The sequence below is a fragment of the Streptomyces sp. NPDC094032 genome, from assembly GCF_040303965.1.
Lineage (GTDB): Bacteria > Actinomycetota > Actinomycetes > Streptomycetales > Streptomycetaceae > Streptomyces.
In genome coordinates this window covers 21,662-46,320 of sequence record NZ_JBEOUE010000010.1, presented here as the reverse complement: position 1 = coordinate 46,320, position 24,659 = coordinate 21,662, and the positions used below count along the sequence as shown (strand labels likewise).

Below are 24,659 nucleotides of genomic sequence, written 5' to 3'. Positions count from 1 at the left end.
GAACCGTAAGCTGAGCTGATGCTCGATGTACGACGTCTGCGCCTGCTGCGCGAACTGGCCCTGCGCGGGACCATCGCCGCCGTCGCCGAAGCCCTGTCCTTCACCCCGTCCGCCGTCTCGCAGCAGCTCGGCACCCTGGAACGGGAGGCCGGGGTGCCGCTGCTCGAACGGACCGGGCGGCGGGTCCGCCTGACCCCGGCCGGGGAGAAGCTGGTCCGCCACGCCGAGGCGGTGCTCGAACGCCTGGAACTGGCCTCGGCGGAGCTCGCCGAGGCGCGCGGCGGTCCGGCGGGCCCGCTGCGCATCGGCGCCTTCCCGACCGCGACCCGCACGATCGTGCCGGGCGCGCTCGTCCTGCTCGCCGCCCGCCACCCGGCCCTCGAACCGATGGTCTCGGAGGTGGACCCGGCCGCCGTGGCCCACGCCCTGCGCGCGGGGGATCTCGACGTGGCCCTGGTCCACGGCTACGACCTGATGCCCGCGGCGCTCGAACCGGGGCTCGCGGAGGAGCCGTTGTGCGAGGAGACGATGTTCCTGGCCACCCACGCCTCCTCGGGCGACGCGCCCGATTCCCCCGACGGCCTCTCCGCCCTCAGCCCCTGGCGCGACGCCCCCTGGATCGTCTCCTCCCCCGACACGCTCTGCCGCGCGGTGACCGAACGGGTCTGCCGGGCCGCCGGGTTCGCCCCCCGGGTCCGGCACCAGGTGGACGAGTTCGCCACCGTGCTGGCCTTCGTCGCGGCCGGCCAGGGCGTGGCCGTGGTCCCGCAACTGGGAGCCCTCGCACCCCCGGCGGACGTGCGCCTCACACCGCTCCCGGTACGCCGCCGCACCAGGGTCGCGTACCGCGGCGGCGCGGGCCCGCACCCGGCGGTCGCCGCCCTGGTCCAGGCCCTGCGCGACTCCGTACACCCGTACGGGATGGGAGCGTGACCCTGATCTGGGCGGCGGGCCCCGGTTAGGGTCGGCGGATGACTGACCATGAGAAGTTCGACACGGCGGTCCCCGCGTGGCGGGAGTGGCAGGACGCGCCCTGGGGGCGGCTGCGGTACGCGGTGGCCGAGGCCGATCTCGCCCGCCACCTCGACGAGGAGCGCCCCCTACGGGTCCTCGACCTCGGGGGCGGCGACGGCGGCGACGCGGTGCGCCTGGCCGCGCGCGGCCACCGGGTCACCGTCGTCGACTACGCGCCGGCGATGCTCGCGACCGCGACACGGCGCGCCGCCGAGGCGGGCGTGGCCGACCGGATCACCTGCGTCGAGGCGGATGTGGCGGCGCTGCCCGGCGACTTGGCGGACGGCGGCTTCGACGTGGTGCTCTGCCACGGCGTGCTGCCGTACGCGCCCGACACCGAGGGGATCCTCGGGGTGGCGCTCGGGGCGCTGCGGGAGGGCGGTCTGGTGTCGGTGATCGCCGTGAACCGGCACTCCGAGCCGTTGCGGGCGGCGGTGCGGACGATGGACCCCGGGGCCGTGCTCGCCGCGCTGGACGCCGAGAGCGTGCGCACCGACATGTTCGACGCCGACCTCCGGCTGCACACCGCCGAGGAGGTCGGCGCCATGCTCCGTACCCTGGGCTGCGTCGAGGTGCACCACTACGGGATACGGGTGTTCTGCGACTACATCCCCGACGACTCCCTGAAGTACGACCCCGAGTACTACGCCCGGCTGGAGCGCCTGGAGCTCGCGACGGCCTCGCGCGACCCGTACCGGCACACCGCGCGACTGCTGCACCTGATCGGCCGCAGCGGCGCCTGAGCGCGCGCCGGGCCGGGCCCGGCGGCGTACCGTGGGAAGTACCTCTCGGACCGTTCGCACCCACCCATCGCTCCCGGGTACGTGCGCACGCCCAGAGGGGAATTCCCATGACCACGCTTCCGGGGTACCGAAGCAACCGGATCGTCGAGTTGATGCGCGAGCCCGCCGAACGCCGTGGGCCCGACTGGCTTCAGGACTCGCTCCAGCAGGCCGTACTGCTCGAACTGGCCACGCTGCCGCCGTACTTGTGCGCGATGTGGTCGATCCAGGACGAGGGCGACGAGGTCGCCACCGCGCTGGAGCGGGTCGTGTTCGACGAGATGTCCCACCTGGGTCTTGCCGGGAACCTGCTCACGACGATCGGCGGCTTCCCGCAGCTGGCGCACGCGAGTACGGCCCCGGTGTATCCCGGGCCGCTGCCGGGCGGCGTGCGGCCGGGGCTCGTCGTGTCGCTCAGTGGTCTCTCGCGGGAGTCCGCGGAGCTGTTCTCCCGGATCGAGGAGCCCGACGACCCGCTGGTGAACGCCGTCTCGCCGGGGACGTCCATCGGCGCGTTCTACACGGCGATCCTCGACGCGTTCCGCGCGCACGCGGACCTGATCACGGGACAGCGGCAGCTCGTCCGCTCGATGGCGTCCCACGGCGCGGGCAACGACATCGTGGCGATCACCTCCCTGAACGACGCGGCGAAGGCCATCGACGTGATCAAGGAGCAGGGCGAGGGGACCACCGCGTCACCGGAGAACCCCTTCCACGAGGCCGACGGCGAGCTCGCGCACTACTACGTCTTCCGCGAGATCTACCACGGCCGCAAGCTGGTCAAGGTCTCCGAGGATCCGCCCCGCTGGGACTTCACCGGCGACCCGATCCCCCTGCCCGCCACCCGCCACATGGCCACCGTCCCGCCCGGCGGCTGGGCGGCCTCGGGCGCCATCGTCCCCGACAGCGACGCCCAGCAGCGCCTCACCGCCGGCAACCAGACGTACAGCCGCCTCCTGAGCCTCCTGGAACAGGCCTGGAAGACCGACGCCGCCACCACCGCGAGCCAGCTCCTCGGCAAGGCCGTCGGCGCGATGTTCGGCCTTCAGGGGCCGGCCCAGTGGCTCATGGAGCACCCCCTGCCCGACGGCAGCGGAATGACGTACGGCCCGGAGTTCCGGTTCGTGGAGACGCCGGTGCCGTGACGGCGCGGCCGGGTGGTCCCGGCCCCCGCTAGAGGAGCGTCGACTCGGCGAAGAGCTCGCCGACCCAATGCGCGCTCGCCTCGTCGCCCTCGTCGCGCGGCGTTCCGGGGAAGAGACGCTGCCAGGAGACCGCGCGGCTCAGCGTGGCCAGGCGGATGGCGAGGGTGGCGGCGCGCCGGAGGTCCCGTAGGGGTGTGCCCGGGGCCGTCCAGGGGTCGAGGTACGCGTCGCGCAGCCGGGGCAGCACCTCGGGGCCGTACCGCTGCCGCGCGGCGCGGGCGGGGACCAGGAGGCTGGTGAAGGGGTGCGCCACGGCGGCGTCGCCCCAGTCGAAGAAGGTGTAGCGGCCGGGGGCGGGGGCGAAGAGCTGGGCCTCGTGGAGATCGCTGTGGTCCAGCGAGTCGGGGATGCCCGTGGCCGCGAGCTCCGCGCACCAGTCGGCGAGCCGCGGGCGCCCTTCCCGCAGCGCACGGCGGGTGTCCGGGCCCAGCCGCGGATTGTCCTCGACGAGCGTGTCGAAGAGCGACGGCAGGTCGGCGTGGCCCGCGCCGGGGACGCCGAGGGCGGTCAGGCGTTCCGCGTACGGGGTGAGGACGCGCTGCATCGCCGCGTACTGCCCGAGGGCCTCCTCCCAGGCCCCCGGGCCCGCCGCACCCGTGTCGAGCGCCTGGCGCAGCAGGGGGCCGCCATCGGGGAGGAGGGACCAGCCGCGCCTGGCGTCGACGGCGAGCGGGATCACCACGTGCTCGGGGACCCAGTCGGCGAGGGCGCCACCCAGAGCCGCCTCGAAGGCGCTGCCGGGCGGGTTCGCCTTGAACCAGACCGCGTCGCGCTCCCCCGTACCGACGCGGAACCGGACCAGGACCGACCAGGGCCGGATCCTGACCTCGCGCGGGCCCCGTTCCCGCAGCCCGTGCCGGGCGAGCTCGCGCTCCGCCCAGCCGAGGGCGGCCGCCCGCCAGGAGGCGTCCTCCCAGGGCGTCACGGCGCCGGGGTGCGACCCCCGGTCGACGACGACGGCCGCCGTCCGCGTGCCGTCACCGTCGTCGCCCCGATCGTCTGCGTCGTCCAGGTCATCCCGCATCGGACGATTGCACCACCGACGGCGATACGACCGCACCCGAATTCGCCCGACCGGGGCCGGGCGAGGACGGGCGGGCGGCGCGGGCCGCCAGGATCAGCCGCGATCAGCCAGGATCAGGAGTCCTGCGTCTTGGCGGCCTTCGCCGCCTTCTCCGCCTTCTCCGCGTGCATCTCCTTGATGCGGACGTTCTCCTTGCGGACGTCGGCCTGGGTGGCGCGCTCCTGCTGGAGCCACTCCGGGTTCTCGTCCTTGAGCGCCTCGATCTGCTCCGTGGTCAGGGCGTCCGTGACACCGCCGCGCGCGAGGCCGGAGATGGAGATGCCCAGCTTGGCCGCCACGACGGGGCGCGGGTGCGGGCCGGTGCGGCGCAGCTCACGCAGCCACTCCGGCGGATCGGTCTGGAGGGCGTTGAGCTCGGCGCGGGATACGACGCCCTCGCGGAAGTCGGCGGGGGTGGCGTCGAGGTACACACCCAGCTTCTTCGCCGCGGTGGCGGGCTTCATCGTCTGGGCGGTCTGGTGCTGCGTCATGGTGACAAGAATATCGGGCGGGTGCGCCGTCCCCGACCACGGCCGGTAATCTGGGCAGGTGACAGGCTCGGACGCATCCCCCACCCCCGCCCCCTCCGCCCCCTCCTTCCGGCTGGCGTACGTGCCGGGCGTGACGCCCTCGAAATGGGTGCGGATCTGGAACGAGCGGCTGCCCGACGTCCGCCTGGAGCTCGTGCAGGCCGAGGACGCCGAGGTGGCCGGGCTGCTGCGCGAGCGGAAGGCCGACGCGGGCTTCCTGCGGCTGCCGGTCGACCGTACGGACCTGAGCGCGATCCCCCTGTACACGGAGACGACCGTGGTGGTGTTCCCCAAGGACCACCTGCTGGCCGCGACGGACCCGGCGGACGAGCTGGCCGTCGAGGACGTCGCCGACGAGATCCTGCTGCACCCGCAGGACGACACGCTGGACTGGGAGCGCCCGCCGGGCCGCCCCGCGTTCGAGCGCCCGGCGACCACGGCGGACGCGATCGAGCTGGTGGCGGCGGGCATCGGCCTGCTCGTGGTGCCGCAGTCCCTGGCCCGGCTGCACCACCGCAAGGACCTCACGTACCGGACACTGAACGGCACGCCCCAGTCGCAGATCGCACTGGCGTGGCCGGAGGAGGCCACCACCGACCTGGTGGAGGACTTCATCGGCATCGTCCGCGGCCGCACGGTGAACAGCTCACGCGGACGCCGCCCCAACGAGAAGCCCCAGAAGCCCACCGCGCCGTCGAAGCCCAAGCAGGGCCAGAAGCAGGGCGGTCAGAAGCAGGGCCAGCGGCAGAGCGGCCAGAAGCAGGGCCAGAAGCCCCAGGCCTCGGGCGGCAGGCGCAAGCCGGCCGGGGGCGCGGCCCCCAAGAGCGGACGCTCGGGGAAGCCGCGCCGGCGCCCCTAGCCGGTGGACCGGTCGCAGACCTCGCTCACGGCCCACCGGTCCGCTTCCCGCACGAAGCTGATCTCGCCCGGCGAAGTCGCCGCCGTCGACGCACTCACCCACCCGGGCTTCAAGGCACTCGCGCGCACCTTCCACGTCGACCTCGACCCCATCCCCACCACCACCGACGGGCCGGGCCCAGTCGGAGGGCGATCGGCCGCCAGCTCCGCATGACCTCACGCACGGTCGAACTCTTCGCCGACTCAGCCACCGCGGAAGACCTCTTCCGTCACGTCCGGTCCTTCGCCCTCCTCCGGCGCATCGAGCCGTGCCGGCTTCGCTGAGGGTTCTCCTGGCCAGCTGGCCACCGCCGCCCATAGGGTGACGGGGACGAGAGAAGACGCACCATGGATCCCCGCATACCCCGCCTGCGTCGCAAGCTGGCAGCGATCCCGTTCCAGCCACTGCGCAGCCACTCCTTCGGTGAAGAGCAGCACAGGTTCTGCCTCGGTCCGAAGCTGGCGGAAGCACGCGTCGCCGCGTTCGAGGACGAGCACGACATCGTCCTGCCCGACGCCTATCGGCAGTTCCTGACGCACATCGGCGGCTCAGGCGCGGCACCGTTCTACGGTCTCATGCCGCTGGAGCAGTGTTCCCTGCTGGTCATGAATCCGCGCGAAGAACCGGGGGCACCCCGCGGCTTCGACGGCAGAGACCCCAGGGCCCACGGACGCGATCTCTTCCTCCACATCATCGAGATGGGCTGCACCGACGTATGCGTCATCGCGGTGACCGGTCCCCTCACCGGCCGCGTCCTCGTTGGTAACAGCGACGGCTTCTGGGGCCCCAACGTCTCCTCCGCCACCGACTTCCTCGACTGGTACGAACGCTGGCTCAACCACATGAGCGCCGGCCGTGACAACCGGGCCCTGGAACTCACCTCACCGCGGCTTCGTGCCCATCCGAACCGCCATCGCATGGCTCGGAAGGTCTGACTCTCCGTAACATCTACACGGAATGTGAGCCAGAACCACTTCTCGTCATCGATGAACTGGCTGACGATGCTTCTGGCCGGGTCGGCGCCCGGGCCCGTCGTAGGGGTATCGACCGTGCCGACGTACGCGAAGGCCGCGGCGGCCCCCGGCTCAGTCCGCGCGCGTCGCCCGCAGCCGGGGTCCGTCGCCGTCGATGGCCAGGGCCAAGGCCATCAGCGCTGGTTCCGGTACGGCCGGACGGCCTCCTCGGTCATGGCCATGGCGGCCGTGGTGCGGGCGTAGCCGTGCTGCGCGACAGCGATGTACAGCACGTCGAGGACGGCCATCTGCGCGTGTCGGGCGAGGACCGCTTCGGCCCGTAGACCCGCGCCTCCGACGCAGGTGAGCAGGACAAGTTCCGCCTGCTCGGCGAGCGGTGACTCCGGGGCGTTGGTCACGGCGATGGTGGTGGCGCCCCGGGAGGCCGCCTCCGCGAGCACCTCGTGCGCCTCGCGGGTACCGCCGCTGTGCGACAGGACGAGGGCCACGTCGCCCCGGCCGAGCAGGGCGGCGCCGGTGAGAGCGACGTGAGTGTCGCTCCAGGACCAGATCGGAAGGCCGATCCGGTACAGCCGCTGCTGGAACTCCACGGCCATCGTGGCGCTGCCGCCGACTCCGAAGAGCTCGACCCGGCCGGCTCGGGCGATGCGCCGGGCGGCCTCGTCCAGGGCCGCCAGGTCGAGCCTCTCGACGGTGCGCGTGACGACGCCGGAGACGGTCGCCGCGACCACCGCCGCCACCTGCTCCACGGAATCGTGCTCGCCGATCTCGGCGCCGATGTCGTCCCGCCACGTGCCCCGGGCGTCCCGGGCGCCCTGGTCCGCGGCGAGGGCGAGGCGCAGCTGCGAGTAGCCGGCCAGGCCCAGGGCGCGGCTGAGGCGGGTGATGCTGCCGGTGGACACCCCGGCGGCTTCGGCCAGTTCCAGGATCGTCCGCGCGGCTGCGGCGGCCGGGTCTTGGAGGATGAAGCCGGCGAGAGCTCGCTGAGCTTCGGGCAACTCGCCTTGCAGACAACGGATTTGGTCAAGTACCGGGTTCATGGAGAACTATTCTTCGCCAACCTGGCGCGGCCCTGTCAAGCAGCCTTGACCTTCCGGGCGCCGGGCCACACATTTGCCCCCCGGCAGCGAAAAATTCTGCATTGCCGAACCTGTCCGACCGCCTTCGGTCCGGACCGACCCACCCGTCCTGGAGAGGAAACCCCATGCACCGGAGCACCGCCCGAACCGCTCATCGGCGATCCGCGACACACCGGCCCCGCCTCTTACGGATGCTCGCCGCGATCACAGCGATCCTGTCCGCGATGGCCCTCAACCTGCTGGCCGCGGGCCCTTCGCAGGCCCGTACGGAGGACCTGTTCGGCGTCCAGATGTACAACTACAGCACGCACAAGTGCCTGGACATCCCGGACACCGGAGCGCCGAACCTCGGATCCACCCTGCAGCAGCATGACTGCATCCCGGGCTCCGGCGACAACCAGCGCTGGGACATCGTGGACACGGGCGACGGCTTCCTGATCAGGAACTCCAAGCGCACCGACCTGTGCCTGGACATCGCCGACTACGGCGTACCGGGGAACGCGAAAGTCGGTTTCTACTGGTGCAACGGCACCATGGCCGACAACCAGTTGTGGTACGCGCTGCCCGACAGCACCGGCAAGTGGTATCGGATCGTCAATGCCCTGTCGTACAACGCCAATCGTCCCGTGTGTCTGGACGTCGCAGGGTACGCCGATCCGACCAACGACCTCCCGGTCGGCGTCTACACCTGCAGCAGCAGCCTCAGCGACGACCACTGGTGGCAGTTCCGGTACTAGCCGGTACTAGTGCCTGCCATCGGATGTGTCTGTCCGGTCAGTGGTCACTGATGCGATGGGGGACCGGATCGAGCCGCTGATGCCGGCCGATCCGGTCCGCGGTCGACGGTGGGCCGATCACCGCCGAACCCTGGAGGCCACCGTGTGGACGTACCGCACCTACTCGCCCTGGTGCGACCTGATCCTCGTCAGACGGCGGACCAGCCGCCGTCGACGGGGAGCACCGCGCCGTTGATGTTGCTCGCCGCGTCGGACGCGAGGAAGACGATGGCCTCCGCCTGGGTCTCGGCCGCGGCGGGCAGGCCGACGTTGCCCATGTACGCGCCGAGGGCCTGCGGCCCGGCGGCCTCGGGGTCGGCGTCGAAGCGGATGTTGGTGATCGTGCCGCCGGGGGCGACCGCGTTGGCGCGGATGCCCCGGTGGCGGTAGGTCACGGCGAGCGACTTGGTGAGGCCGACGATGCCGTGCTTGGCGGCGGTGTAGGCGGCGCCCGCCGCCGAACCGCGCAGGGCCGCCTCGGAGGCGGTGAAGACGACGGCGCCGCGGCCCGCGTCCAGCATGTGCGGCAGGACGGCCCTGGTCAGCAGGAACGGCGCGGTGAGGTTGATCCGCAGCAGCCGCTCCCACTCGGCGTCCGTTACGTCAGCGACGGCGGACATGCTGTCCATGATCCCGGCGTTGTTGACGAGTACGTCGATGGTGCCGGTGACGTCCTCGGGCCCTGAGGATCCGAGCGCGGTGGCGACCACCCGGTCGACGACCGCCTGCTCGCTCAGGTCGCCGACGACCGCCACGGCCGTGCCGCCAGCCTCCTCGATCCGCGCGGTGACCTCGGCGGCGGACTCGGCGTTCAGGTCGGCGACGACGACCCGGGCGCCGCGTGCGGCGAAGGCGAGGGCGGTGGCGCGGCCGATGCCGGAGCCGGCCCCGGTGACGACGACGGTGCGGCCGGTGAAGTCCTGGGTGAGGGTCATGAGGGCATTCTTTCCGTTCACGGAGGGGCGTGCGGGGTCCGGGCCGCCGGTCAGGCCAGGGTGTCGGCCGCCGGGGCGGGCCTCGGCTCGGGAGCGGGTGCGGGGAGCGGTCGTACGGGGATGAGGGCGGCCACGGCCGCGGCGGCGAGGGCCACGCCGCCGCCGATGAGCAGCGCCACCCGGAAGCCGCTCTCGGAGGGCAGCGTGTGGCCGCCGAAGTCGATCGTGAGCTGGGCGAGGACGACGCCGATGACGGCGGCCGACACAGAGCTGCCGATGGAGCGCATGAGGGTGTTGAAGCTGTTGGCGGAGGCCGTCTCGGCCTGCGGGACGGCTCCCATGATGAGGGCGGGCATCGCGCCGTACGCGAGACCGACACCTGTGTTGCAGATGAGGGTGACGACGAGCAGGCCCCAGGTGCTGCCCATGAGGAGCAGCGAGGAGAGGTAGCCGACGGCGATGACGAGGCTGCCGACGGCGAGGGTGACCTTGGGGCCGCGGGCGGCGGAGAGCTTCGCGCCGAGGGGCGAGAGCGCCATCATCATGAGGCCCGCCGGGGCCATCCAGAGGCCCATGGCCATCATCGACTGGCCGAGACCGTAACCGGTCGCCTCGGGCAACTGCAGGAGCTGCGGAATGACGAGCGACTGCGCGTACATCGAGAAGCCGACCAGGACCGAGGCGGCGTTGGTCATGAGGACCTGCGGCCGGGCGGTGACGCGCAGGTCGACGAGCGGGTCACGGGTGCGCAGCTCCCACCGGACCCAGGCGCCCAGGACCACGACGGCGGCGGCGAACAGGCCGAGCGTGGTGGCGCTCCCCCAGCCCCAGACGGAGCCCTTGGACACGGCGAGGAGCAGGGAGACCAGTCCGCCGCCGAGCCCGAGGGCGCCGAGCACGTCGAAGCGGCCGGCGGTGGGGGCGATCCGGCCGGTCGGGGCGACCAGCCAGACGAGCACGCCGACGAGCAGGCTCAGGGCGGCGGCGACCCAGAAGAGCACGCGCCAGCTGGCGTGCTCGGCGACGGCTGCGGAGAACGGCAGGCCGAGGGCCCCGCCGACGCCCATGGAGGCGCTCATCAGGGCGATGGAGGAGCCCAGCTTCTCCGGCGGCAGGATGTCCCGCAGCAGGCTGATGCCGAGCGGGACGACGCCCATACCGAGGCCCTGGAGCCCGCGTCCGACGATCATCGGGACGACCGAGCCCGCCAGGGCGCAGACGACCGAGCCCGCGACGAGCGGGACGGTGGAGGCGAGGAGCAGGCGCCGCTTGCCGTACATGTCGCCGAGGCGTCCGGCGACGGGGGTGGCGACGGCCGAGGCGAGCAGGGTCGCGGTGATCACCCAGGAGGCGTTGGACGCGCTGGTGTCGAGCAGCGCGGGCAGGTCGCCGATGAGGGGGACGACGAGCGTCTGCATGAGCGCGGCGACGATGCCGGCCAGCGCGAGCACGCCGACGATGCCGCCGGGGCGGGCGGCTGGGGTGGGGGCGGACATGGGTTCTCCTCGGTCGGCTTCGGAGTCGGCGTACGGCAAGATATGCAACGTACACATGATGTGCATCATGCACAAGCGATGCAGACTGCATATGCTGATCCCCATGGACGCGATGGACCCCACGGACGCGACGGACTCGATGGACTCGACGGACGCGACGGATCCCATGGACCCGATGGACAAGCCGACCCACCTGATCGAGTTCGAGACCATGCTCCTCGGGCGCCACTCCCACCTCTACGCGCCCCGCTCGCGCGGCGACGAGTGGCATCTCGACCGCAGTGCGTACGTCCTGCTCAGCCGGATCCGCATGGACGGCCCGATGTCGATCAGCCAGCTCTCGGAGGCGTTCGGCCTGGACGCCTCGACGCTCAACCGGCAGACCGCCGCGATGCTGCGCGCCGGTGTCGTCGAACGCATCCCCGACCCCGACGGCGGCATCGCCCGCAAGTTCCGCATCACCAAGGAGGGCGAACGCCGCCTCGACGCCGACCGCGCCGTCAACATGCAGGGCCTGGAACGGGTCCTGGAGCACTGGACCCCCGAGGAGGTCGCCGACTTCGCCGCCGCCCTCCAGCGCTTCAACCGCGACATCGAACGCCTCGACGGACGCCCCTGGCCCCGCCCCTGAGCCGCCGCTACAGGTCGAGCGGCAGCCCCGTGTAGTTCTCGGCCAGTTCGGCGGCGGCATGCCGTGACGTGCCGATGCGGTCCAGCTGGGACTGCTGGAGGCGGGTGTCGAAGGGCGACTGGGCGGGGTCGGTGTGGAGGGTCGTCGTCATGAAGTACGAGAAGTGCTCGGCGCGCCACACGCGGCGCAGGCAGGTGTCGGAGTAGCCGTCGAGGAGCTCGGTCGAGCCGGTCTCCTTGAGGTGGGCGAAGGCGCGGGCGAGGACGATGACATCGGCGGCGGCCAGGTTGAGGCCCTTGGCGCCGGTCGGCGGGACGATGTGCGCCGCGTCGCCGGCGAGCAGGACGCGGCCGTAGCGCATCGGCTCCGTGACCGAACTGCGCATGGGGAGCACGGACTTCTGGGTGACGGTGCCGCGCTTGAGGCGCCAGGCGGGGTCGGCGCGGAGGGCGAGGCGGGCGTCGAGCTCGTCCCAGACGCGCTCGTCGGGCCAGTCCGCCGGGTCGGTCCCGTTGGGGACCTGGAGGTAGAGGCGGCTGACGGACGGCGAGCGCATGCTGGCGAGGGCGAAGCCCCGCTCGGAGTGGGCGTAGATCAGCTCGTCGTACACGGGCGGGGCGTCGGCCAGGATGCCGAGCCAGGAGTAGGGGTACGTGCGCTCGTAGGTGCGCCGCTCGCCCTCGGGGACGGCGTTTCGGGTGACGCCGTGGAAGCCGTCGCAGCCGACGACGTAGTCGCAGGTGAGGGTCTGCTCGCGGCCCTGGTGGGTGTAGCGGACGAGCGGGCGGTCGGTGTCGGCGCCCTCGACGGCGGTGACCTCGGCCTCGAAGAGGAGCGGGCCGCCGTCGGCGAGCTGGAGGGCGACGAGGTCCTTGACGACCTCGGTCTGCGCGTAGACCCAGACCCGGCGGCCGCCGGTGAGCCCGGGGAAGTCGATGCGCGCGGCGCGCCCGTCGTGGCGCAGCTCTATGCCGTCGTGCGGGATGCCCTCGACGTCGAGGCGGCCGCCCGCGCCCGCCGCGCGCAGGGCGTCGACGGTGGACTGTTCGAGGATGCCGGCGCGCTGGCGCCGCTCGACGTAGCCGCGGTCGCGGCTCTCCAGGACGACGCTGTCGATGCCCGCCCGGTGGAGCAGCCGGGCCAGGAGCAGGCCGGAGGGGCCTCCGCCGATGATGCCGACGGTGGTGTGCATGGGGTCTCCTCGTTCTCGCGACCTGAATCGCCGTCAGTCGCCGTCAGTCGCCGTCAGTCGTCTTCGTTCGCATAGTGAAGAGATCTTCACTATGCTGGGAGTGTGGGCGCGGGCGGGTGTCGCTGTCAACGGCCCGCCGCGCCCTCGCGTTGTCGTGTTCACTACGGTGGACCGAAGATCCACGACGGAGACCGCATGCCACCGACGCACGACACCACCGAGGCCGCGCCGCCCGAGGCCGTCACCCCGCTCCTGCGCGGGATCGACGTGCTGCGCCGCCTCACCGACGCGGGCGGGCGGATGCCGGTGGGCGAGCTGGAGCGCGCCGCCGGGCTCGCCCGGTCCACGGTCGACCGGATCACCGCGACCCTCACCCGCATGGGATACGTACGGGTCGAGGGCCGGGACATCGTCCTCGCCCCCCGTCTGCTCGAACTCGGCAACGCCTATCTGGCCTCCGTACGCCTGCCGGACCTGCTCGGCGGCCTGGCGGACGACCTCGCCGACGCGCTGGACGAGTCGGTGTCGCTCGCGGTGGCGGACGGGGACGGCATCCGCTTCGTGCACCAGGCGACCCGGCGGCGGGCGATGTCCGTGAGCTTCCGCATCGGCGACCGGCTGCCCGCGGAGCGGACCGCGCCGGGGGCCCTGTTCGCCGCCGAGTGGGACGAGGACCTGTGGGCGGGGTGGCGGGAACGGCGGGGTGGCGGGAACGGCGGCTTCGAACAGCGGGTCACCGAGGCCCGGGAGAGCGGCTGGGCGGTGGACGACCAGCTGATCGAACCCGGGCTCGTGGCGCTCTCGGTGCCGGTGCGCGAGCCCGCCGGGCGGATCGCCTGCGTGCTCAGCGTGGTCAGCCACACGAGCCGCCACGACGCCGGGTCGCTGCCCGAGGTGCTGCTGCCCCGGCTGCGGGACACGGCCGCCGTGATGGAGCGGGCCCTGCGGGAGGCTCCGACGGCCGCTCCCCCGGCGCCGACCGGTCTCGCCTCCTGGACCGGGGCGTCCAAGCAGGAGCTGGGGCGGGAGTTCGTCGAGTCGCTGGCGCGCGGGCTGACCGTTCTGACCGCGTTCGGCGAGGGCCGGGAGACCCTGCCCCTGACGGCGGTCGCCGAGGCGACCGGCCTCGCCCGGGCCACCGCACGGCGGGCGCTCATCACGCTGGAGCACCTGGGCTGCGTGGCGGTGGACGGGCGGGCGTTCCGGCTCACCCCGAGGGTGCTTTCACTCGGCTTCCCACCGCTGTCGCGGACCACCCTCACCCGGATCGCCCAGCCGCACCTCGCCGAACTGGCCGCGCGGGTACGCGAGTCGACCTCGCTGGCCGTGCTCGCGGGTGACGAGGTCCAGTACACGGGCCGGGTCGAGACCAGTCGGATCATGAACGTCCACATCACCATCGGGACGCGCTTCCCCGCGTACGCCACCTCCATGGGCCGGGTCCTGCTCGCCGGGCTCGCCCCGGAGGAGCGCGCGGAGCGGCTCGGGCGGACCGAGCCGGCCGCCCTCACCCCGTACACGGTGACCGGGCGTGCGGAGCTCGGCGCCCTCCTTGAGGAAGTGGGCCGGCAGGGGTACGCGCTGGTCGACGAGGAGCTGGAGGTCGGCCTGCGGTCGATCGCGATGCCGGTGCGCGACCGGGCGGGCCGGGTCGTCGCGGCGGTCAACGTGGCCCTGCACAGCGCCCGCAGGTCCCGCGCGGAGTGCGTGGCCGAGGTGCTGCCGGAGCTGGCGGTGACGATCGGCGCCATCGAGGCGGACCTGCACGTCACGGAGCGGTTCGCCCGGGTTCCGGCGTACTGACCTCGTCCTCCAGTACGCGCTGGGCGACGGCGAAGGCCGCGTTCGCCGCGGGCACCCCGCAGTAGACGCCGGCCTGGAGCAGGGCGGCGGCGATCTCGTCGGGGGTGAGGCCGTTGCGGCGCGCGGCGCGCACGTGCAGGGCGAGTTCCTCGTGGTGCCCATGGGCGGTGAGGGCGGTGAGGGTGACCAGGCTCCGCTCGCGGCGGGAGAGGGTGGGGTCGGTCCAGATCTCGCCCCAGGCGTAGCGGGAGATGAAGTCCTGGAAGCGGGCGGTGAACGGGGTCTGGCGCGCCTGGGCGCGGTCCACATGCGCGTCGCCGAGCACCTCGCGGCGCACCTTCATTCCGCTCCGGCCCATGCCGCCCGGGGCGGACGTCCCCGCGAAGTGGCCGCGCAGAGCGGCCAGTACGGCCTCGGGCCGTTCGGCCGGGGCCAGGTGGGAGGCGCCGGGCAGTTCGGTGAGGGCCGCGCCGGGAACGGCGTCGGCGATCTCCCGCAGATGGGCGGGCGGGGTGGCCGGGTCCTCGCGGCCGGCGATCAGGAGAGTGGGCGCGGCGATGCCCGGGAGCCGTTCGCGCAGGTCGAAGGCGGCGAGCGCGTCGCAGCAGGCAGCGTAGGCCTCGGGGTCGGCGGCCCGGTGGTCCTCGACAAGCCGCGGCACGGTGAAACCGGGCGTGAACCAGCGGGCGTCGGCCGTCGCCGCCAGCCGCGCCAGGCCCTCGCGGCGGACGGTGGCAGCCCGCTCCGTCCAGGGCGCGGAGCCCCCGAAGTGGGCGGAGGAGCAGAGCACCGCGAGCCGTTCGATCCGCTCCGGGTGGTGGGCGGCGAGCTGGAGGCCGACCGCGCCGCCGAGGGAGACCCCGGCGTACGAGAAGCGGTCGGCGCCCAGCGCGTCGGCGAGGTCGAGGACGAGGCGGGCCAGGTCGGCGACGGTCGCGCCGGGTCCGATCAGCCCGGCGGGCGAGCGGCCGTGGCCCGGCAGGTCCCAGCGGACGACCCGGTGGGTGAGGGAGAGTTCGGGGGCGACGGCGTCCCACAGGGCGGTGGAGGTGCCGAGCGAGGGCCCCAGGATCAGGACGGGCGCGGTGGCCGGCCCTTCGGCGCGGTGGTAGAGGCTCGCGGTGGGGGTCAACGTCGCTCCAGGGCACGGTCGGTGAGGTGTCCGGCCAGGCCGGCGGCACGGGTGGGATCGGTCAGCTCCGCCAGGTCGACGCCGGACAGTTCCGGTACGTCGGTGGCGGCCGCCTCGGCGAGGAGGTCGGCGAGGCCGCGCCCCTCGGCACGGGTGCGGGCGGCGAGTCCGGTCAGCAGCGCGCGGGCCCGGGCCCGCCCGAGGAGCGGGGTGAGGACGACGGAGAGGCGTTCGGAGACGAGCAGTCCGCCGGTGAGGTCCAGGTGGGCGCGCATCGCCTCCGCGTCGACGCGGAGGCCCTCGGCGAGGGCGGCGGTGTGGTGGGCGGCGCCGCCGGTGAGGCGCAGCAGTTCGCGCAGCGGCTCCCATTCGGCGTGCCAGGCGCCCGCTGGCCGCTCGTCCTCGGCCGGCAGGCAGGCGTAGAGGCTCGCCGCGAGGTGCGGGGAGCGGCGGGCGGCCGAGGCGACGAGGGTCGCTCGGACGGGGTTCGCCTTGTGCGGCATCGCGGAGGACCCGCCGCCCGCGCCCTCGGCGAGCTCGGCGGTCTCGGTGCGGGAGAGCACGAGCACATCGGCGGCGATCTTGCCGAGCGCGCCGGTGGCGAGGGCGAGCGCACCCGCGAGGTCGGCGACCGGGGTGCGCAGGGTGTGCCACGGGAGAAGGGGTACGGCGAGGCCGAGCTCGTGGGCGTACGCGGCGGGCAGCGCGGCGGCGATCTCCGCCCCCGCGTCGGCGAAGGCAGCCAAGGTCCCCGCCGCGCCGCCGAGTTGGGCGGGCAGCCCGTCCCGTACCGCACACAGCCGGTCCCTCGCGTCGAGGACGAGGGAACGCCAGCCGGCCGCCTTGAGGCCGAAGGTGGTGGGGACGGCGTGCTGGGTGAGGGTGCGTCCGGGCATCGGCGTGTCGCGGTGCGCGGCGGCGAGGGCGGCCAGCGCCGCCTCCGTACGGGCGAGGTCCGCGAGGACCGCGCCGAGGGTGCGGGCGGCCACCAGCATGGCGGCCGTGTCCAGGATGTCCTGACTGGTCGCACCCCGGTGCACGTACGGGCCCCACTCCCCCGCAGCCGCGGTGAGGTCCGCGACGAGGGGGATCACGGGGTTGCCTCCGCCACGGGCGCGCAGCGCGATCGAGCGGACGTCGAAGCGGTACGGGTCGGATGCCGCGTCCGAGACCGCGAGCGCGGCCTCGGCGGGCGCCGCGCCGAGGGCGGCCTGGGCACGGACGAGGGCGGCCTCGGCGTCCAGGAGGGCGAGCAGGAAGGCGGTGTCCCCGGTGGCGGCCTCGGCGGGGGAACCTGCCCGTAGGGGGTCGAGGAGCCCGGAGTCGGGGTCGGGGTCGGGGGCGGGGTCGGGGTCGGCGTCGCGCGCCCCCGTCGGGCCGGTCACGGGAACTCCAGGAAGACCGTCTCGCCCTCGCCCTGGAGGCGGATGTCGAAGCGGTGGGTGCGGTGCGGTTCCTCGGTGGCGATCAGGGTGGCACGCCGTTCGGCCGGGAGCCGGTCGAGGAGGGGGTCGGGCCCGTCGGAGAGGTAGGCGCGGGTGTGGAGGTGGTGGAGAAGTCCACGGGCGAACACCACGACGGCGAGGTGGGGTTGGCCGGGGCTGCCGGGCGCCAGGGTGTGCACGGCGTAGTGCCCGTCGGCGTCGGTGGCGACGCGTCCGAAGCCGGTGAAGTCCGTGCCGTTGCGGCCGAGGAACCCGCCGGTGACCGGGTCCCTGCGCAGGGATCCCGGCGCTCCGGCGAGGGAGCCGTCGGGGGCGGCCTGCCAGAACTCCAGGAGCGCGTCGGGGACGGGGTCGCCCGCGCCGTCGAGAACGTACCCGTGGAGGGTGATGCGGTCGGGGTGCCCCTCGGGCGCGATCCGCTCACCGCCGGGGAAGGGCAGGGCGTAGCCGTAGAAGGGTCCGACGGTGCTGGAGGGGGTGGGCAACAGGGTCATGAGGTCAGCGTCCTTCCTCGGTCCAGGTGGCGGCGGGTCCGTCGAGGACGATGTCCCAGGCGTAGCCGAGGGAGAACTCCGGTGCGGACAGGCCGTGTTCGTAGCGGGCGACGAGCCGCTCGCGCGCGGCGGCGTCGGTGACCGAGCGCATGATCGGGTCGTGCGCGAGAAGCGGGTCCCCGGGGAAGTACATCTGGGTGACGAGCCGTTGAGTGAAGGCGCTGCCGAAGACGGAGAAGTGGATGTGGGCGGGGCGCCAGGCGTTGGTGTGGTTGCGCCAGGGGTAGGCGCCGGGCTTGACGGTGGTGAAGGAATACCTGCCCTGATCGTCCGTCAGGGTCCGTCCCACGCCGGTGAAATGAGGGTCCAGCGGGGCCGGGTGCTGGTCGCGGAGGTGGGCGTACCGGCCCGAGGCGTTGGCCTGCCAGATTTCGACGAGCTGGCCCCGCACCGGGCGTCCCGCGCGGTCCAGGAGGCGGCCGGACACGGTGATCCGCTCGCCGAGGGGCTCGCCGGTGTGCGCGCGGGTCAGGTCGCTGTCGGTCTCGGTGACGTCGGTGACCCCGAAGACGGGCCCGGTCAGCTCGACGGCCTCGGGGTCCCCCGTACCGTCCACCGCGACGAGCGGCTGCCGGGGGTGGCGCAGGAGGGAGCTGCGGTACGGGGTGTAGTCGCGCGGCGGGTGGTGGCGCGGCGGGGCGCCGGAGGCGAGGGCCTTGTCGTAGGCGTCCTGGTGGGCGGCGATCTCGGCGTCTATGTGCGCCTGGGTGAGGTCGGCCATGGAGGCTCCTGGGGGTGGGATCGGTGGAGACGGGGCGGGGCGGGAGCGGGGTTGGTCGGTCGGTGCGTCAGCGCCCGGGGCTCGGGTCCGGGACGCGCACCGGCGCCGCCGTCTTCTCCGCCACCTCACGCGCGGTGACGCCCGGAGCCGTCTCGACGAGGACGAGGCCGTCGTCCGTGACGTCGAGGACGCAGAGGTCGGTGACGATGCGGTCGACGCAGGCGCGCCCGGTGAGCGGCAGGTCGCATTCCTGGACGACCTTCGGGGAGCCGTCCTTGGCGGTGTGGGTCATGACCACGATGACGGTGCGGGCGCCGTGGACGAGGTCCATCGCGCCGCCGATGCCGGTGACCATGCGGCCGGGGACGGCCCAGTTGGCGAGGTCGCCGCGGGCGGAGACCTGCATGGCGCCGAGGACGGCGACGTCGATGTGGCCGCCGCGGATCATGCCGAAGGAGAGCGCCGAGTCGAAGAAGGAGGCGCCGGGCAGGACGGTGACGGTCTCCTTGCCCGCGTTGATGAGGTCGGGGTCGACCTGGTCGTCGGTGGGGTACGGGCCGGTGCCGAGGATGCCGTTCTCGGATTCGAGGACGACCTCGACCCCCTCGGGGAGGTGGTTGGGGATGAGCGTCGGCAGGCCGATGCCGAGGTTGACGTACTGTCCGTCGCGCAGTTCGCGGGCGGCTCGGGCGGCCATCTGCTCGCGGTTCCAGGTCATGCCGGGTTCTCCTCCGACTCTCGTGCGGCGGGCGCGGAGACCGTGCGCCGTTCTATGCCCTTCGCGGTGGCCTGGGCGGGGGTGAGGGCGACGACGCGCTGGACGAAGATCCCGGGCAGGTGGACCTGGTCGGGGTCGAGGGCGCCGGGTTCGACGAGCTCCTCGACCTCGGCGACGGTGATCCGGCCGGCCATCGCGGCGAGCGGGTTGAAGTTGCGGGCGGAGGCGTGGAAGACGAGGTTGCCGTGCCGGTCGCCCTTGGCGGCGCGGACGAGGGCGAAGTCGGTGCGGATGGCGTGTTCGAGGACGTACGGGACGCCGTCGAACTCCCGTACCTCCTTCGCCGGGGAGGCGAGCGCGACCCCGCCCGCGCCGTCGTAACGCCAGGGCAGTCCGCCGTCGGCGACCTGGGTGCCGACGCCGGCGGGGGTGTAGAAGGCGGGGATGCCGCAGCCGCCGGCCCGCAGGCGTTCGGCGAGGGTGCCCTGCGGGATCAGCTCGACGTCGAGCTCGCCGGCGAGGTACTGGCGGGCGAACTCCTTGTTGGCGCCGATGTACGAGCCGGTGACGCGGGCGATGCGGCCCGCGGCGAGCAGGACGGCGAGGCCGGAGTCCATGGCGCCGCAGTTGTTGGAGACGACCCTCAGGCGGCCGGTGCCGCGCTCGTGGAGCGCCTGGATGAGGACGTTCGGTACGCCGCTGAGGCCGAAGCCGCCCACGGCGAGCGACGCCCCGTCCGGGACGTCGGCCACCGCTTGCGCGGCGGTGGCGACCACCTTGTCCATGGGGAGCCTTTCGTTTCGGTCCGAGCGAAGCCTTACGTGAATAGTCAGTGCACTGAGCATCTGCGCCGACCGGGCCATGCTGGCAGCCGTCCGCCCCCTCGTCAACGGTTCTTTACGCCGGAACGGCGGAGGGAGGTATCGTTCCGTGCACCGACGAAACGGCAGCAGACGGCACCAGGAGGCGCACTATGGCCGCGGTGGACCTGACCACGCATCCCGGGCACCTCGCCCGGCGGCTCCAGCAGGCGCACCATCTGCTGTGGACGACCATGGTCTCGGAGGAGATCACCTCCCCCCAGTTCGGCGTCCTCAACGCCCTGCTCGCGGAGCCGGGCCTGGATCAGCGGACCGTGGGCGAACGGGTGGGCCTGGACCGCTCGACCATCGCGGAGGTCGTCAGCCGGCTGACCCGGCGCGGGCTGCTCGACAAGGTCCGCGACCCGGACGACGGGCGCCGCTCCCTGCTGCGGCTCACCGAGGACGGTGAGCGCACCCACCGGAAGCTGACCGTACGCACGGCCCGCATGAACCAGATCTTCCTCGCTCCCCTCTCCGCCGAGGAGCAGACGCAGTTCCTCGCCCTCCTCCGCCGCGTCTCGGACGCGGCCGAACAACTGCGCAGCCCGTCCGGCTCCCTATGATGATCACCGCCGAGGATCGCGGGGCGTCCCGTGAACCGCCGACGGCGACACCTTCCGGGGGGAAGTGGACATGACCGCGCAGGTGAACGGCATACCGTCCGACGGACACACTCGATGGACCGGGCGGACCGGACGGACCCGGCGCACCCTGGCCGCGACGGCGGCTCTGGTCGCCCTCTGCTCGCTCGCCACCGCGTGCTCCTCCGAGGCCGAGGAGCTGACCGTCGTCTGGGACACCCCCGTGGAGCGCAAGGCCGAACCGCAGGGCAACGGGGCCTGGCTGTCCGGCGACACGCTGGTCCGCAGCCGCTTCGACGCGGTGCGCGGGTTCGATGCCCGTACCGGCAAGCGGAGTTGGGAGTACGTGCCGCCCGGCCGTTCGGCGGTGTGCAGCGCCGTGGCCGACACCGACGCCTCGGTCCTGGTCCTCACCCGCGACGCGGACGGCGCCACCCCTTCGGCCAAGGGCACGCCCTGCGGCACCGTCGTCGCGATCGACACGAGGAACGGCCGCGAGATCTGGCAGACCCCCGCTTCCATCCCCGAGCCCGGCCTCCACCGCCTCCAGCCGACGTCGACGCCGACGTCCGCGGGCGGCGGCATCGCCATGCTGATCAGGAAGGGCGACAAGAAGGACCGCCTGGAGGCCGTGGACGTGCGCACCGGGAAGTCCCGCTGGAAGGCGGCTCTCCCCAAGGACTGCGTCCCGGGCCGGACCAGGGTCGCCGAGCGCCAGGTCGCCGCCCTCCTCGCCTGCGGCGGCACCGACAATCCCTGGGGCGACAAGGTCCCGAGGGACGCCGAACTGCACGCCGCCGCCTTCGACCCGGCCACCGGCGCGCTCCTGTGGTCCGCCCCTCTCGGGGGCCGCCATACCGTCCCCTGGGACGCCCGTGCGGAGTTCGTCTCGGCCGACCCGGTGGTCGTGGCCGCCTCGTCGTCCGGTGACTCCGACTCCGGGGCCTACTACTCCTTCGGCGGGAACGCGCGCCCGAACCCGCCGATCGATTTCAGCGGACCGTACGGCGAGATCGCGTTCGACCAGCGTCTGATCGCGGCGGCGGACGCCACCCGGCTCTACGTCGTGCCCGTGCACAAGGTGCGCAACAGCCGTGTCGACGCCTACCGCCTGACCGCCTTCGACCTGGCCACCGGGGACGTGGTCTGGGGCGGCGCCGACGACGACCGCCTCGACAGGGAGGCCGCGTACCACCTGCTCCTCAAGGACGGGACGCTCACCGTCCTCACCCGGCGCCAGCGCAGCTCCTACCGCGCCTTCAGCGTCCTCGACGCCGCCACGGGCGAGCGGCGTGACGTCCGCGGCTTCCCCGAGGGTCAGGACGCCGTGGACACCCTCTTCGCGTACGAGGACCGGCTCATCGGCGCCCGCTACGAGTCGGGCACGGCACCCTCCAAGCCCTTCACGGCCTACACGCGCCCGTGACCGCCGCGTAGACCGGATCAGCCGGATCAGCCGAGGAGCGTGGGCGCGGCCCGGTCGAGGACGTCCTCGATGCGGGCCCAGGTCTCCTCGTCCCGCGCGACCGGTTCGAGGGTCTCGCCCTCGCCCGTCCCCCACGCGGCGGCGAGCGCCACCGGGTCCGTGCCGGTGGCCGCGCCCGCGGCGAGGGCGGCTGCGCCGAGGGCGACGAGTTCGGTGGCGGCGGGGATCACCAGCGCGCGGCCGGAGAGCCGCCGCACCGTATCGGTCCAGGCCCGGCCGCGCGCTCCGCCGCCGATCAGGCGCAGGGGCCGCTCGCGTACGGCCGGTTCGGCGGGGTCGAGGCCGCAGGCGGCGAGGAGTTCGTCGAGGGCGCGCAGCACGGTGAACACGGCGCCTTCGTAGGCGGCGCCGAGCAGGGCGTGCGGGGTGGCGGCGTGGGTCAGGCCGGTGAGGAGCCCGGTGGCGCGGGGCAGGTCGGGGGTGCGTTCGCCGTCGAGGTACGGGAGGAGGACGAGGCCGTCGCCGGGCCGGGTGTCCTCGCGGTCGAGGCGGAGGAGTCCGGCGATCCGGTCGATCGCGAGCGTGCAGTTCAGGGTGCAGCCGAGCGGCAGGAAGGTGCCGTCGGTGGCGGCGAAGCCGGAGACGCCGGGGCTCGCGGGGCGGGTGCGGGTGGCGGCGAAGACCGTGCCCGAGGTGCCGAGGCTGACGACGGGGTGGTCGAGGAGGCCGCCGGCGCCGAGGCCGAGCCCGACGGCGGCGGCCATGTTGTCGCCCGTTCCGGCGGCGACGGCGATGCCCTCCGGCAGGCCGAGGGCGTCGGCGGCGGCGCGGGTCAGGCCGCCGGCGCGGGTGCCGCCGGTGGGGGCGACGGCCGGCAGCAGGGCGGGGTCCAGGCCGAGGAGGTCGAGGATCGCGGGGTCGTAGGAGGCGGGCCCGGTGGCGGGGTTCGTGGTGTACCAGCCGGTGCCCGACGCGTCGCCGGGGTCGGTGACCGCCTGTCCGCAGAGGCGTTCGGTGAGGAAGTCGTGCGGGAGGCGGACCGCGTGGGCGCGGGCGGCGGTCGCGGGCTCGTGGTCGCGCAGCCACTGCCACTTCGCGGCGGTCAGGGCGGCGACGGGGACGGAGCCGGTGCGGCTGAGCCAGGGGCCGGGGCCGCCGAGCGCGGCGGTGAGGGCGGCGGCCTGGGGTGCGGGGCGGGTGTCGTTCCAGAGGAGGGCGGGGCGCAGCGGGCGGCCCCGGGCGTCGAGGGTGACGAGGCCGTGCTGTTGTCCCGCCACGGCGAGGGCGGTGACGGCGGAGGGACGGACGGCCGCCTCCTTGAGGGCTGCCGCGACCGCCGCGCCGAGCGCCGCCCACCAGGCCTCGGGGTCGCTCTCGCGGGCCCCTCCGGTGCCGGTGACGGTGTGCGGTGCGCGGCCGACGGCGAGCGGGGCGCCGGTGTCGGGGTCGACGACCACGGCCTTGGTGGACTGGGTGGAGCTGTCGACGCCGATCACCACCGGGCGTTCGGGCATGGCCGTCTCTCCTCTCGGTTCGTCCGGGCGGGCACTGGCGCCCGCCCCGTCCTCGACGGTATTAGTTATGTCAGAAAACAAATCTGGCGGCCAGCCTCGTGAAGGAGCCGGACATGCCGCAGCATCTTCTTCCCACCCCCGACGACCGCTTCACCTTCGGCCTGTGGACCGTCGGCTGGCAGGGCCGCGACCCGTTCGGGGACGCGACCCGGCCCGCCCTCGACCCGGTCGAGTCGGTGGAACGGCTGGCCGCCCTCGGCGCGTACGGCGTCACCTTCCACGACGACGACCTCGTTCCGTTCGGAGCGGACGAGGCCGAGCGGGCGACGGCCGTCGGGCGCTTCCGCGCCGCGCTCGACCGCACGGGCCTGAAGGTGCCCATGGCCACCACCAACCTCTTCACCCATCCCGTCTTCAAGGACGGCGCCTTCACCGCCAACGACCGGGACGTCCGCCGCTTCGCCCTGCGCAAGACCCTCCGCAACATCGACCTCGCCGTGGAGCTCGGCGCCTCGGTGTACGTGGCCTGGGGCGGCCGGGAGGGTGCCGAGTCCGGCGCCGCCAAGGACGTACGCGTCGCCCTCGACCGGCTGAAGGAGGCCTTCGACCTGCTCGGGCAGTACGTCACCGAGCAGGGGTACGCGCTCCGCTTCGCCATCGAGCCCAAGCCGAACGAGCCGCGCGGGGACATCCTGCTGCCGACGATCGGCCACGCCCTCGCTTTCATCGAGCGCCTGGAGCGGCCCGGACTCGTCGGCGTCAACCCGGAGACGGGCCATGAGCAGATGGCCGGGCTCGACTTCCCGCACGGCGTCGCGCAGGCGCTGTGGGCCGGCAAGCTGTTCCACATCGACCTCAACGGCCAGTCCGGCATCAAGTACGACCAGGACCTCCGCTTCGGGGCGGGCGATCTGCGCCAGGCGTTCTGGCTGGTGGACCTTCTGGAGACGGCCGGCTACACGGGGCCGCGCCACTTCGACTTCAAGCCCGCGCGGACCGACGGCTTCGACGGCGTGTGGGAGTCGGCGAGGAACTGCATGCGCAACTACCTGATCCTCAAGGAGCGCGCCGCCGGCTTCCGCGCCGACCCGGAGGTGCGGGCCGCGCTCACCGCCTCCCGCCTCGACGAACTGGCCGTGCCCACCGCCGCCGACGGCCTCGCGGGCCTGCTCGGCGACCCCACCGCGTACGAGACCTTCGACGCGGCCGGGGCCGCCGAGCGTTCGATGGCCTTCGAGCGGCTCGACCAGCTGGCGCTGGAGCATCTGCTCGGGGTCCGCTGACGGTCCTGTACGCGGGCTGAGCGCGTGTGTCATCCTCCGAGCAC

24 protein-coding genes and 1 pseudogene are annotated in these 24,659 nt (G+C 73.5%); 12 read left to right on the top strand and 13 right to left on the bottom strand.

Going from position 1 to position 24,659, the window contains the following annotated elements; all coding sequences use genetic code 11:
- Positions 1 to 18 precede the first annotated feature (18 nt).
- From ABTZ54_RS16380 to ABTZ54_RS16370, 3 genes are all read left to right on the top strand, one after another.
- Positions 19 to 933: a LysR family transcriptional regulator gene (locus ABTZ54_RS16380; protein WP_351663169.1), complete on the top strand. Its 915-nt coding sequence runs from the start codon at positions 19 to 21 to the stop codon at positions 931 to 933.
- Between the two features lie 38 nt (positions 934 to 971).
- On the top strand, positions 972 to 1,757 hold the full coding sequence (locus tag ABTZ54_RS16375; protein WP_351663166.1) for a methyltransferase domain-containing protein: 786 nt from the start codon (positions 972 to 974) through the stop codon (positions 1,755 to 1,757).
- A gap of 107 nt (positions 1,758 to 1,864) precedes the next feature.
- Positions 1,865 to 2,941, top strand: coding sequence for a ferritin-like domain-containing protein (locus ABTZ54_RS16370; protein WP_351663163.1), 1,077 nt, complete (start codon positions 1,865 to 1,867; stop codon positions 2,939 to 2,941).
- Positions 2,942 to 2,969: 28 nt separating this feature from the next.
- On the opposite strand, the gene ABTZ54_RS16365 is transcribed toward ABTZ54_RS16370, so the two are convergent.
- On the bottom strand, positions 2,970 to 4,025 hold the full coding sequence (locus ABTZ54_RS16365; RefSeq protein ID WP_351663160.1) for an aminoglycoside phosphotransferase family protein: 1,056 nt from the start codon (positions 4,023 to 4,025) through the stop codon (positions 2,970 to 2,972).
- Positions 4,026 to 4,138: 113 nt separating this feature from the next.
- Positions 4,139 to 4,555, bottom strand: a complete 417-nt coding sequence (locus ABTZ54_RS16360; RefSeq protein ID WP_351663157.1) for a DUF5997 family protein — start codon at positions 4,553 to 4,555, stop codon at positions 4,139 to 4,141.
- Between the two features lie 58 nt (positions 4,556 to 4,613).
- On the opposite strand from ABTZ54_RS16360, the gene ABTZ54_RS16355 reads away from it, so the two are divergent.
- Both ABTZ54_RS16355 and ABTZ54_RS16350 read left to right on the top strand, forming a co-directional pair.
- The gene (locus ABTZ54_RS16355) at positions 4,614 to 5,453 is read left to right on the top strand and encodes a LysR family transcriptional regulator substrate-binding protein (protein WP_351663154.1); all 840 of its coding nucleotides are present in this window, start codon (positions 4,614 to 4,616) and stop codon (positions 5,451 to 5,453) included.
- A gap of 386 nt (positions 5,454 to 5,839) precedes the next feature.
- Positions 5,840 to 6,427, top strand: a complete 588-nt coding sequence (locus ABTZ54_RS16350) for an SMI1/KNR4 family protein (RefSeq protein ID WP_351663151.1) — start codon at positions 5,840 to 5,842, stop codon at positions 6,425 to 6,427.
- Positions 6,428 to 6,639: 212 nt separating this feature from the next.
- Here ABTZ54_RS16350 and ABTZ54_RS16345 read toward each other — a convergent pair whose 3' ends face one another.
- Positions 6,640 to 7,506, bottom strand: coding sequence for a MurR/RpiR family transcriptional regulator (locus ABTZ54_RS16345; protein ID WP_351663148.1), 867 nt, complete (start codon positions 7,504 to 7,506; stop codon positions 6,640 to 6,642).
- A gap of 230 nt (positions 7,507 to 7,736) precedes the next feature.
- On the opposite strand from ABTZ54_RS16345, the gene ABTZ54_RS16340 reads away from it, so the two are divergent.
- A complete protein-coding gene (locus ABTZ54_RS16340; protein WP_351663145.1) occupies positions 7,737 to 8,282 on the top strand; it encodes an RICIN domain-containing protein in 546 nt (181 codons plus the stop codon).
- Between the two features lie 25 nt (positions 8,283 to 8,307).
- Positions 8,308 to 8,463: pseudogene (locus tag ABTZ54_RS16335) on the top strand (transposase); the annotation flags it as partial.
- 7 nt (positions 8,464 to 8,470) lie between these two features.
- On the opposite strand, the gene ABTZ54_RS16330 reads toward ABTZ54_RS16335, so the two are convergent.
- Together ABTZ54_RS16330 and ABTZ54_RS16325 are read right to left on the bottom strand one after the other, a co-directional pair.
- Positions 8,471 to 9,256 carry an SDR family NAD(P)-dependent oxidoreductase gene (locus ABTZ54_RS16330; protein ID WP_351663142.1) on the bottom strand — a complete coding sequence of 262 codons (786 nt, stop codon included), beginning with the start codon at positions 9,254 to 9,256 and terminating at the stop codon, positions 8,471 to 8,473.
- A 50-nt stretch (positions 9,257 to 9,306) separates the two neighbouring features.
- The gene (locus tag ABTZ54_RS16325) at positions 9,307 to 10,752 is read right to left on the bottom strand and encodes an MFS transporter (protein WP_351663139.1); all 1,446 of its coding nucleotides are present in this window, start codon (positions 10,750 to 10,752) and stop codon (positions 9,307 to 9,309) included.
- 175 nt (positions 10,753 to 10,927) lie between these two features.
- On the opposite strand from ABTZ54_RS16325, the gene ABTZ54_RS16320 reads away from it, so the two are divergent.
- Positions 10,928 to 11,383, top strand: a complete 456-nt coding sequence (locus ABTZ54_RS16320) for a MarR family winged helix-turn-helix transcriptional regulator (protein WP_351663697.1) — start codon at positions 10,928 to 10,930, stop codon at positions 11,381 to 11,383.
- Between the two features lie 7 nt (positions 11,384 to 11,390).
- Here the strand turns inward: ABTZ54_RS16320 and ABTZ54_RS16315 are convergent, their stop codons facing one another.
- Positions 11,391 to 12,575, bottom strand: a complete 1,185-nt coding sequence (locus ABTZ54_RS16315; protein WP_351663136.1) for a 4-hydroxybenzoate 3-monooxygenase — start codon at positions 12,573 to 12,575, stop codon at positions 11,391 to 11,393.
- 195 nt (positions 12,576 to 12,770) lie between these two features.
- Between ABTZ54_RS16315 and ABTZ54_RS16310 the strand changes: the two genes are divergently transcribed.
- Complete coding sequence (locus tag ABTZ54_RS16310) at positions 12,771 to 14,378, top strand: IclR family transcriptional regulator domain-containing protein (RefSeq protein ID WP_351663133.1); 1,608 nt, start codon at positions 12,771 to 12,773, stop codon at positions 14,376 to 14,378.
- Here the strand turns inward: ABTZ54_RS16310 and pcaDC are convergent.
- The 6 genes from pcaDC to ABTZ54_RS16280 all read right to left on the bottom strand — a co-directional run bounded on the left by pcaDC (position 14,344) and on the right by ABTZ54_RS16280 (position 19,733).
- Positions 14,344 to 15,510, bottom strand: coding sequence for a bifunctional 3-oxoadipate enol-lactonase/4-carboxymuconolactone decarboxylase PcaDC (gene pcaDC, locus ABTZ54_RS16305; protein ID WP_351663130.1), 1,167 nt, complete (start codon positions 15,508 to 15,510; stop codon positions 14,344 to 14,346). The genes ABTZ54_RS16310 and pcaDC overlap by 35 nt on opposite strands.
- Positions 15,507 to 16,895 carry a 3-carboxy-cis,cis-muconate cycloisomerase gene (pcaB, locus tag ABTZ54_RS16300; RefSeq protein WP_351663127.1) on the bottom strand — a complete coding sequence of 463 codons (1,389 nt, stop codon included), beginning with the start codon at positions 16,893 to 16,895 and terminating at the stop codon, positions 15,507 to 15,509. Before pcaB ends, pcaDC begins: the two co-directional genes overlap by 4 nt.
- Complete coding sequence (gene pcaG / locus ABTZ54_RS16295) at positions 16,892 to 17,449, bottom strand: protocatechuate 3,4-dioxygenase subunit alpha (protein ID WP_351663124.1); 558 nt, start codon at positions 17,447 to 17,449, stop codon at positions 16,892 to 16,894. Before pcaG ends, pcaB begins: the two co-directional genes overlap by 4 nt.
- A 4-nt stretch (positions 17,450 to 17,453) precedes the next feature.
- Positions 17,454 to 18,230 carry a protocatechuate 3,4-dioxygenase subunit beta gene (gene pcaH / locus ABTZ54_RS16290; RefSeq protein ID WP_351663121.1) on the bottom strand — a complete coding sequence of 259 codons (777 nt, stop codon included), beginning with the start codon at positions 18,228 to 18,230 and terminating at the stop codon, positions 17,454 to 17,456.
- Between the two features lie 67 nt (positions 18,231 to 18,297).
- A complete protein-coding gene (locus ABTZ54_RS16285; protein WP_351663118.1) occupies positions 18,298 to 18,948 on the bottom strand; it encodes a CoA transferase subunit B in 651 nt (216 codons plus the stop codon).
- Positions 18,945 to 19,733 carry a CoA transferase subunit A gene (locus tag ABTZ54_RS16280; protein WP_351663115.1) on the bottom strand — a complete coding sequence of 263 codons (789 nt, stop codon included), beginning with the start codon at positions 19,731 to 19,733 and terminating at the stop codon, positions 18,945 to 18,947. The genes ABTZ54_RS16285 and ABTZ54_RS16280 overlap by 4 nt, the downstream gene beginning before the upstream one ends.
- A 188-nt stretch (positions 19,734 to 19,921) precedes the next feature.
- Between ABTZ54_RS16280 and ABTZ54_RS16275 the strand changes: the two genes are divergently transcribed.
- A complete protein-coding gene (locus ABTZ54_RS16275) occupies positions 19,922 to 20,374 on the top strand; it encodes a MarR family winged helix-turn-helix transcriptional regulator (RefSeq protein ID WP_351663112.1) in 453 nt (150 codons plus the stop codon).
- A gap of 70 nt (positions 20,375 to 20,444) precedes the next feature.
- Positions 20,445 to 21,818, top strand: coding sequence for an outer membrane protein assembly factor BamB family protein (locus tag ABTZ54_RS16270; RefSeq protein WP_351663109.1), 1,374 nt, complete (start codon positions 20,445 to 20,447; stop codon positions 21,816 to 21,818).
- A gap of 26 nt (positions 21,819 to 21,844) precedes the next feature.
- On the opposite strand, the gene xylB is transcribed toward ABTZ54_RS16270, so the two are convergent.
- Entirely contained in the window at positions 21,845 to 23,332 is a 1,488-nt protein-coding gene (gene xylB, locus ABTZ54_RS16265) for a xylulokinase (RefSeq protein ID WP_351663106.1), read from the bottom strand.
- Positions 23,333 to 23,445: 113 nt separating this feature from the next.
- Here xylB and xylA point away from each other — a divergent pair, with 113 nt between their 5' ends.
- Positions 23,446 to 24,615: a xylose isomerase gene (gene xylA, locus ABTZ54_RS16260; RefSeq protein WP_351663104.1), complete on the top strand. Its 1,170-nt coding sequence runs from the start codon at positions 23,446 to 23,448 to the stop codon at positions 24,613 to 24,615.
- The last annotated feature ends 44 nt before the right edge of the window (positions 24,616 to 24,659 follow it).

Coding starts and splice junctions, on each gene's coding strand:
- ABTZ54_RS16380 (WP_351663169.1), top strand. CDS start 19: ATGCTCGATGTACGACGTCTGCGCCTGCTGCGCGAACTGGCCCTGCGC.
- ABTZ54_RS16375 (WP_351663166.1), top strand. CDS start 972: ATGACTGACCATGAGAAGTTCGACACGGCGGTCCCCGCGTGGCGGGAG.
- ABTZ54_RS16370 (WP_351663163.1), top strand. CDS start 1,865: ATGACCACGCTTCCGGGGTACCGAAGCAACCGGATCGTCGAGTTGATG.
- ABTZ54_RS16365 (WP_351663160.1), bottom strand. CDS start 4,025: ATGCGGGATGACCTGGACGACGCAGACGATCGGGGCGACGACGGTGAC.
- ABTZ54_RS16360 (WP_351663157.1), bottom strand. CDS start 4,555: ATGACGCAGCACCAGACCGCCCAGACGATGAAGCCCGCCACCGCGGCG.
- ABTZ54_RS16350 (WP_351663151.1), top strand. CDS start 5,840: ATGGATCCCCGCATACCCCGCCTGCGTCGCAAGCTGGCAGCGATCCCG.
- ABTZ54_RS16345 (WP_351663148.1), bottom strand. CDS start 7,506: ATGAACCCGGTACTTGACCAAATCCGTTGTCTGCAAGGCGAGTTGCCC.
- ABTZ54_RS16340 (WP_351663145.1), top strand. CDS start 7,737: ATGCTCGCCGCGATCACAGCGATCCTGTCCGCGATGGCCCTCAACCTG.
- ABTZ54_RS16330 (WP_351663142.1), bottom strand. CDS start 9,256: ATGACCCTCACCCAGGACTTCACCGGCCGCACCGTCGTCGTCACCGGG.
- ABTZ54_RS16325 (WP_351663139.1), bottom strand. CDS start 10,752: ATGTCCGCCCCCACCCCAGCCGCCCGCCCCGGCGGCATCGTCGGCGTG.
- ABTZ54_RS16320 (WP_351663697.1), top strand. CDS start 10,928: ATGGACAAGCCGACCCACCTGATCGAGTTCGAGACCATGCTCCTCGGG.
- ABTZ54_RS16315 (WP_351663136.1), bottom strand. CDS start 12,575: ATGCACACCACCGTCGGCATCATCGGCGGAGGCCCCTCCGGCCTGCTC.
- ABTZ54_RS16310 (WP_351663133.1), top strand. CDS start 12,771: ATGCCACCGACGCACGACACCACCGAGGCCGCGCCGCCCGAGGCCGTC.
- pcaG (WP_351663124.1), bottom strand. CDS start 17,449: ATGACCCTGTTGCCCACCCCCTCCAGCACCGTCGGACCCTTCTACGGC.
- pcaH (WP_351663121.1), bottom strand. CDS start 18,230: ATGGCCGACCTCACCCAGGCGCACATAGACGCCGAGATCGCCGCCCAC.
- ABTZ54_RS16285 (WP_351663118.1), bottom strand. CDS start 18,948: ATGACCTGGAACCGCGAGCAGATGGCCGCCCGAGCCGCCCGCGAACTG.
- ABTZ54_RS16280 (WP_351663115.1), bottom strand. CDS start 19,733: ATGGACAAGGTGGTCGCCACCGCCGCGCAAGCGGTGGCCGACGTCCCG.
- ABTZ54_RS16275 (WP_351663112.1), top strand. CDS start 19,922: ATGGCCGCGGTGGACCTGACCACGCATCCCGGGCACCTCGCCCGGCGG.
- ABTZ54_RS16270 (WP_351663109.1), top strand. CDS start 20,445: ATGACCGCGCAGGTGAACGGCATACCGTCCGACGGACACACTCGATGG.
- xylB (WP_351663106.1), bottom strand. CDS start 23,332: ATGCCCGAACGCCCGGTGGTGATCGGCGTCGACAGCTCCACCCAGTCC.
- xylA (WP_351663104.1), top strand. CDS start 23,446: ATGCCGCAGCATCTTCTTCCCACCCCCGACGACCGCTTCACCTTCGGC.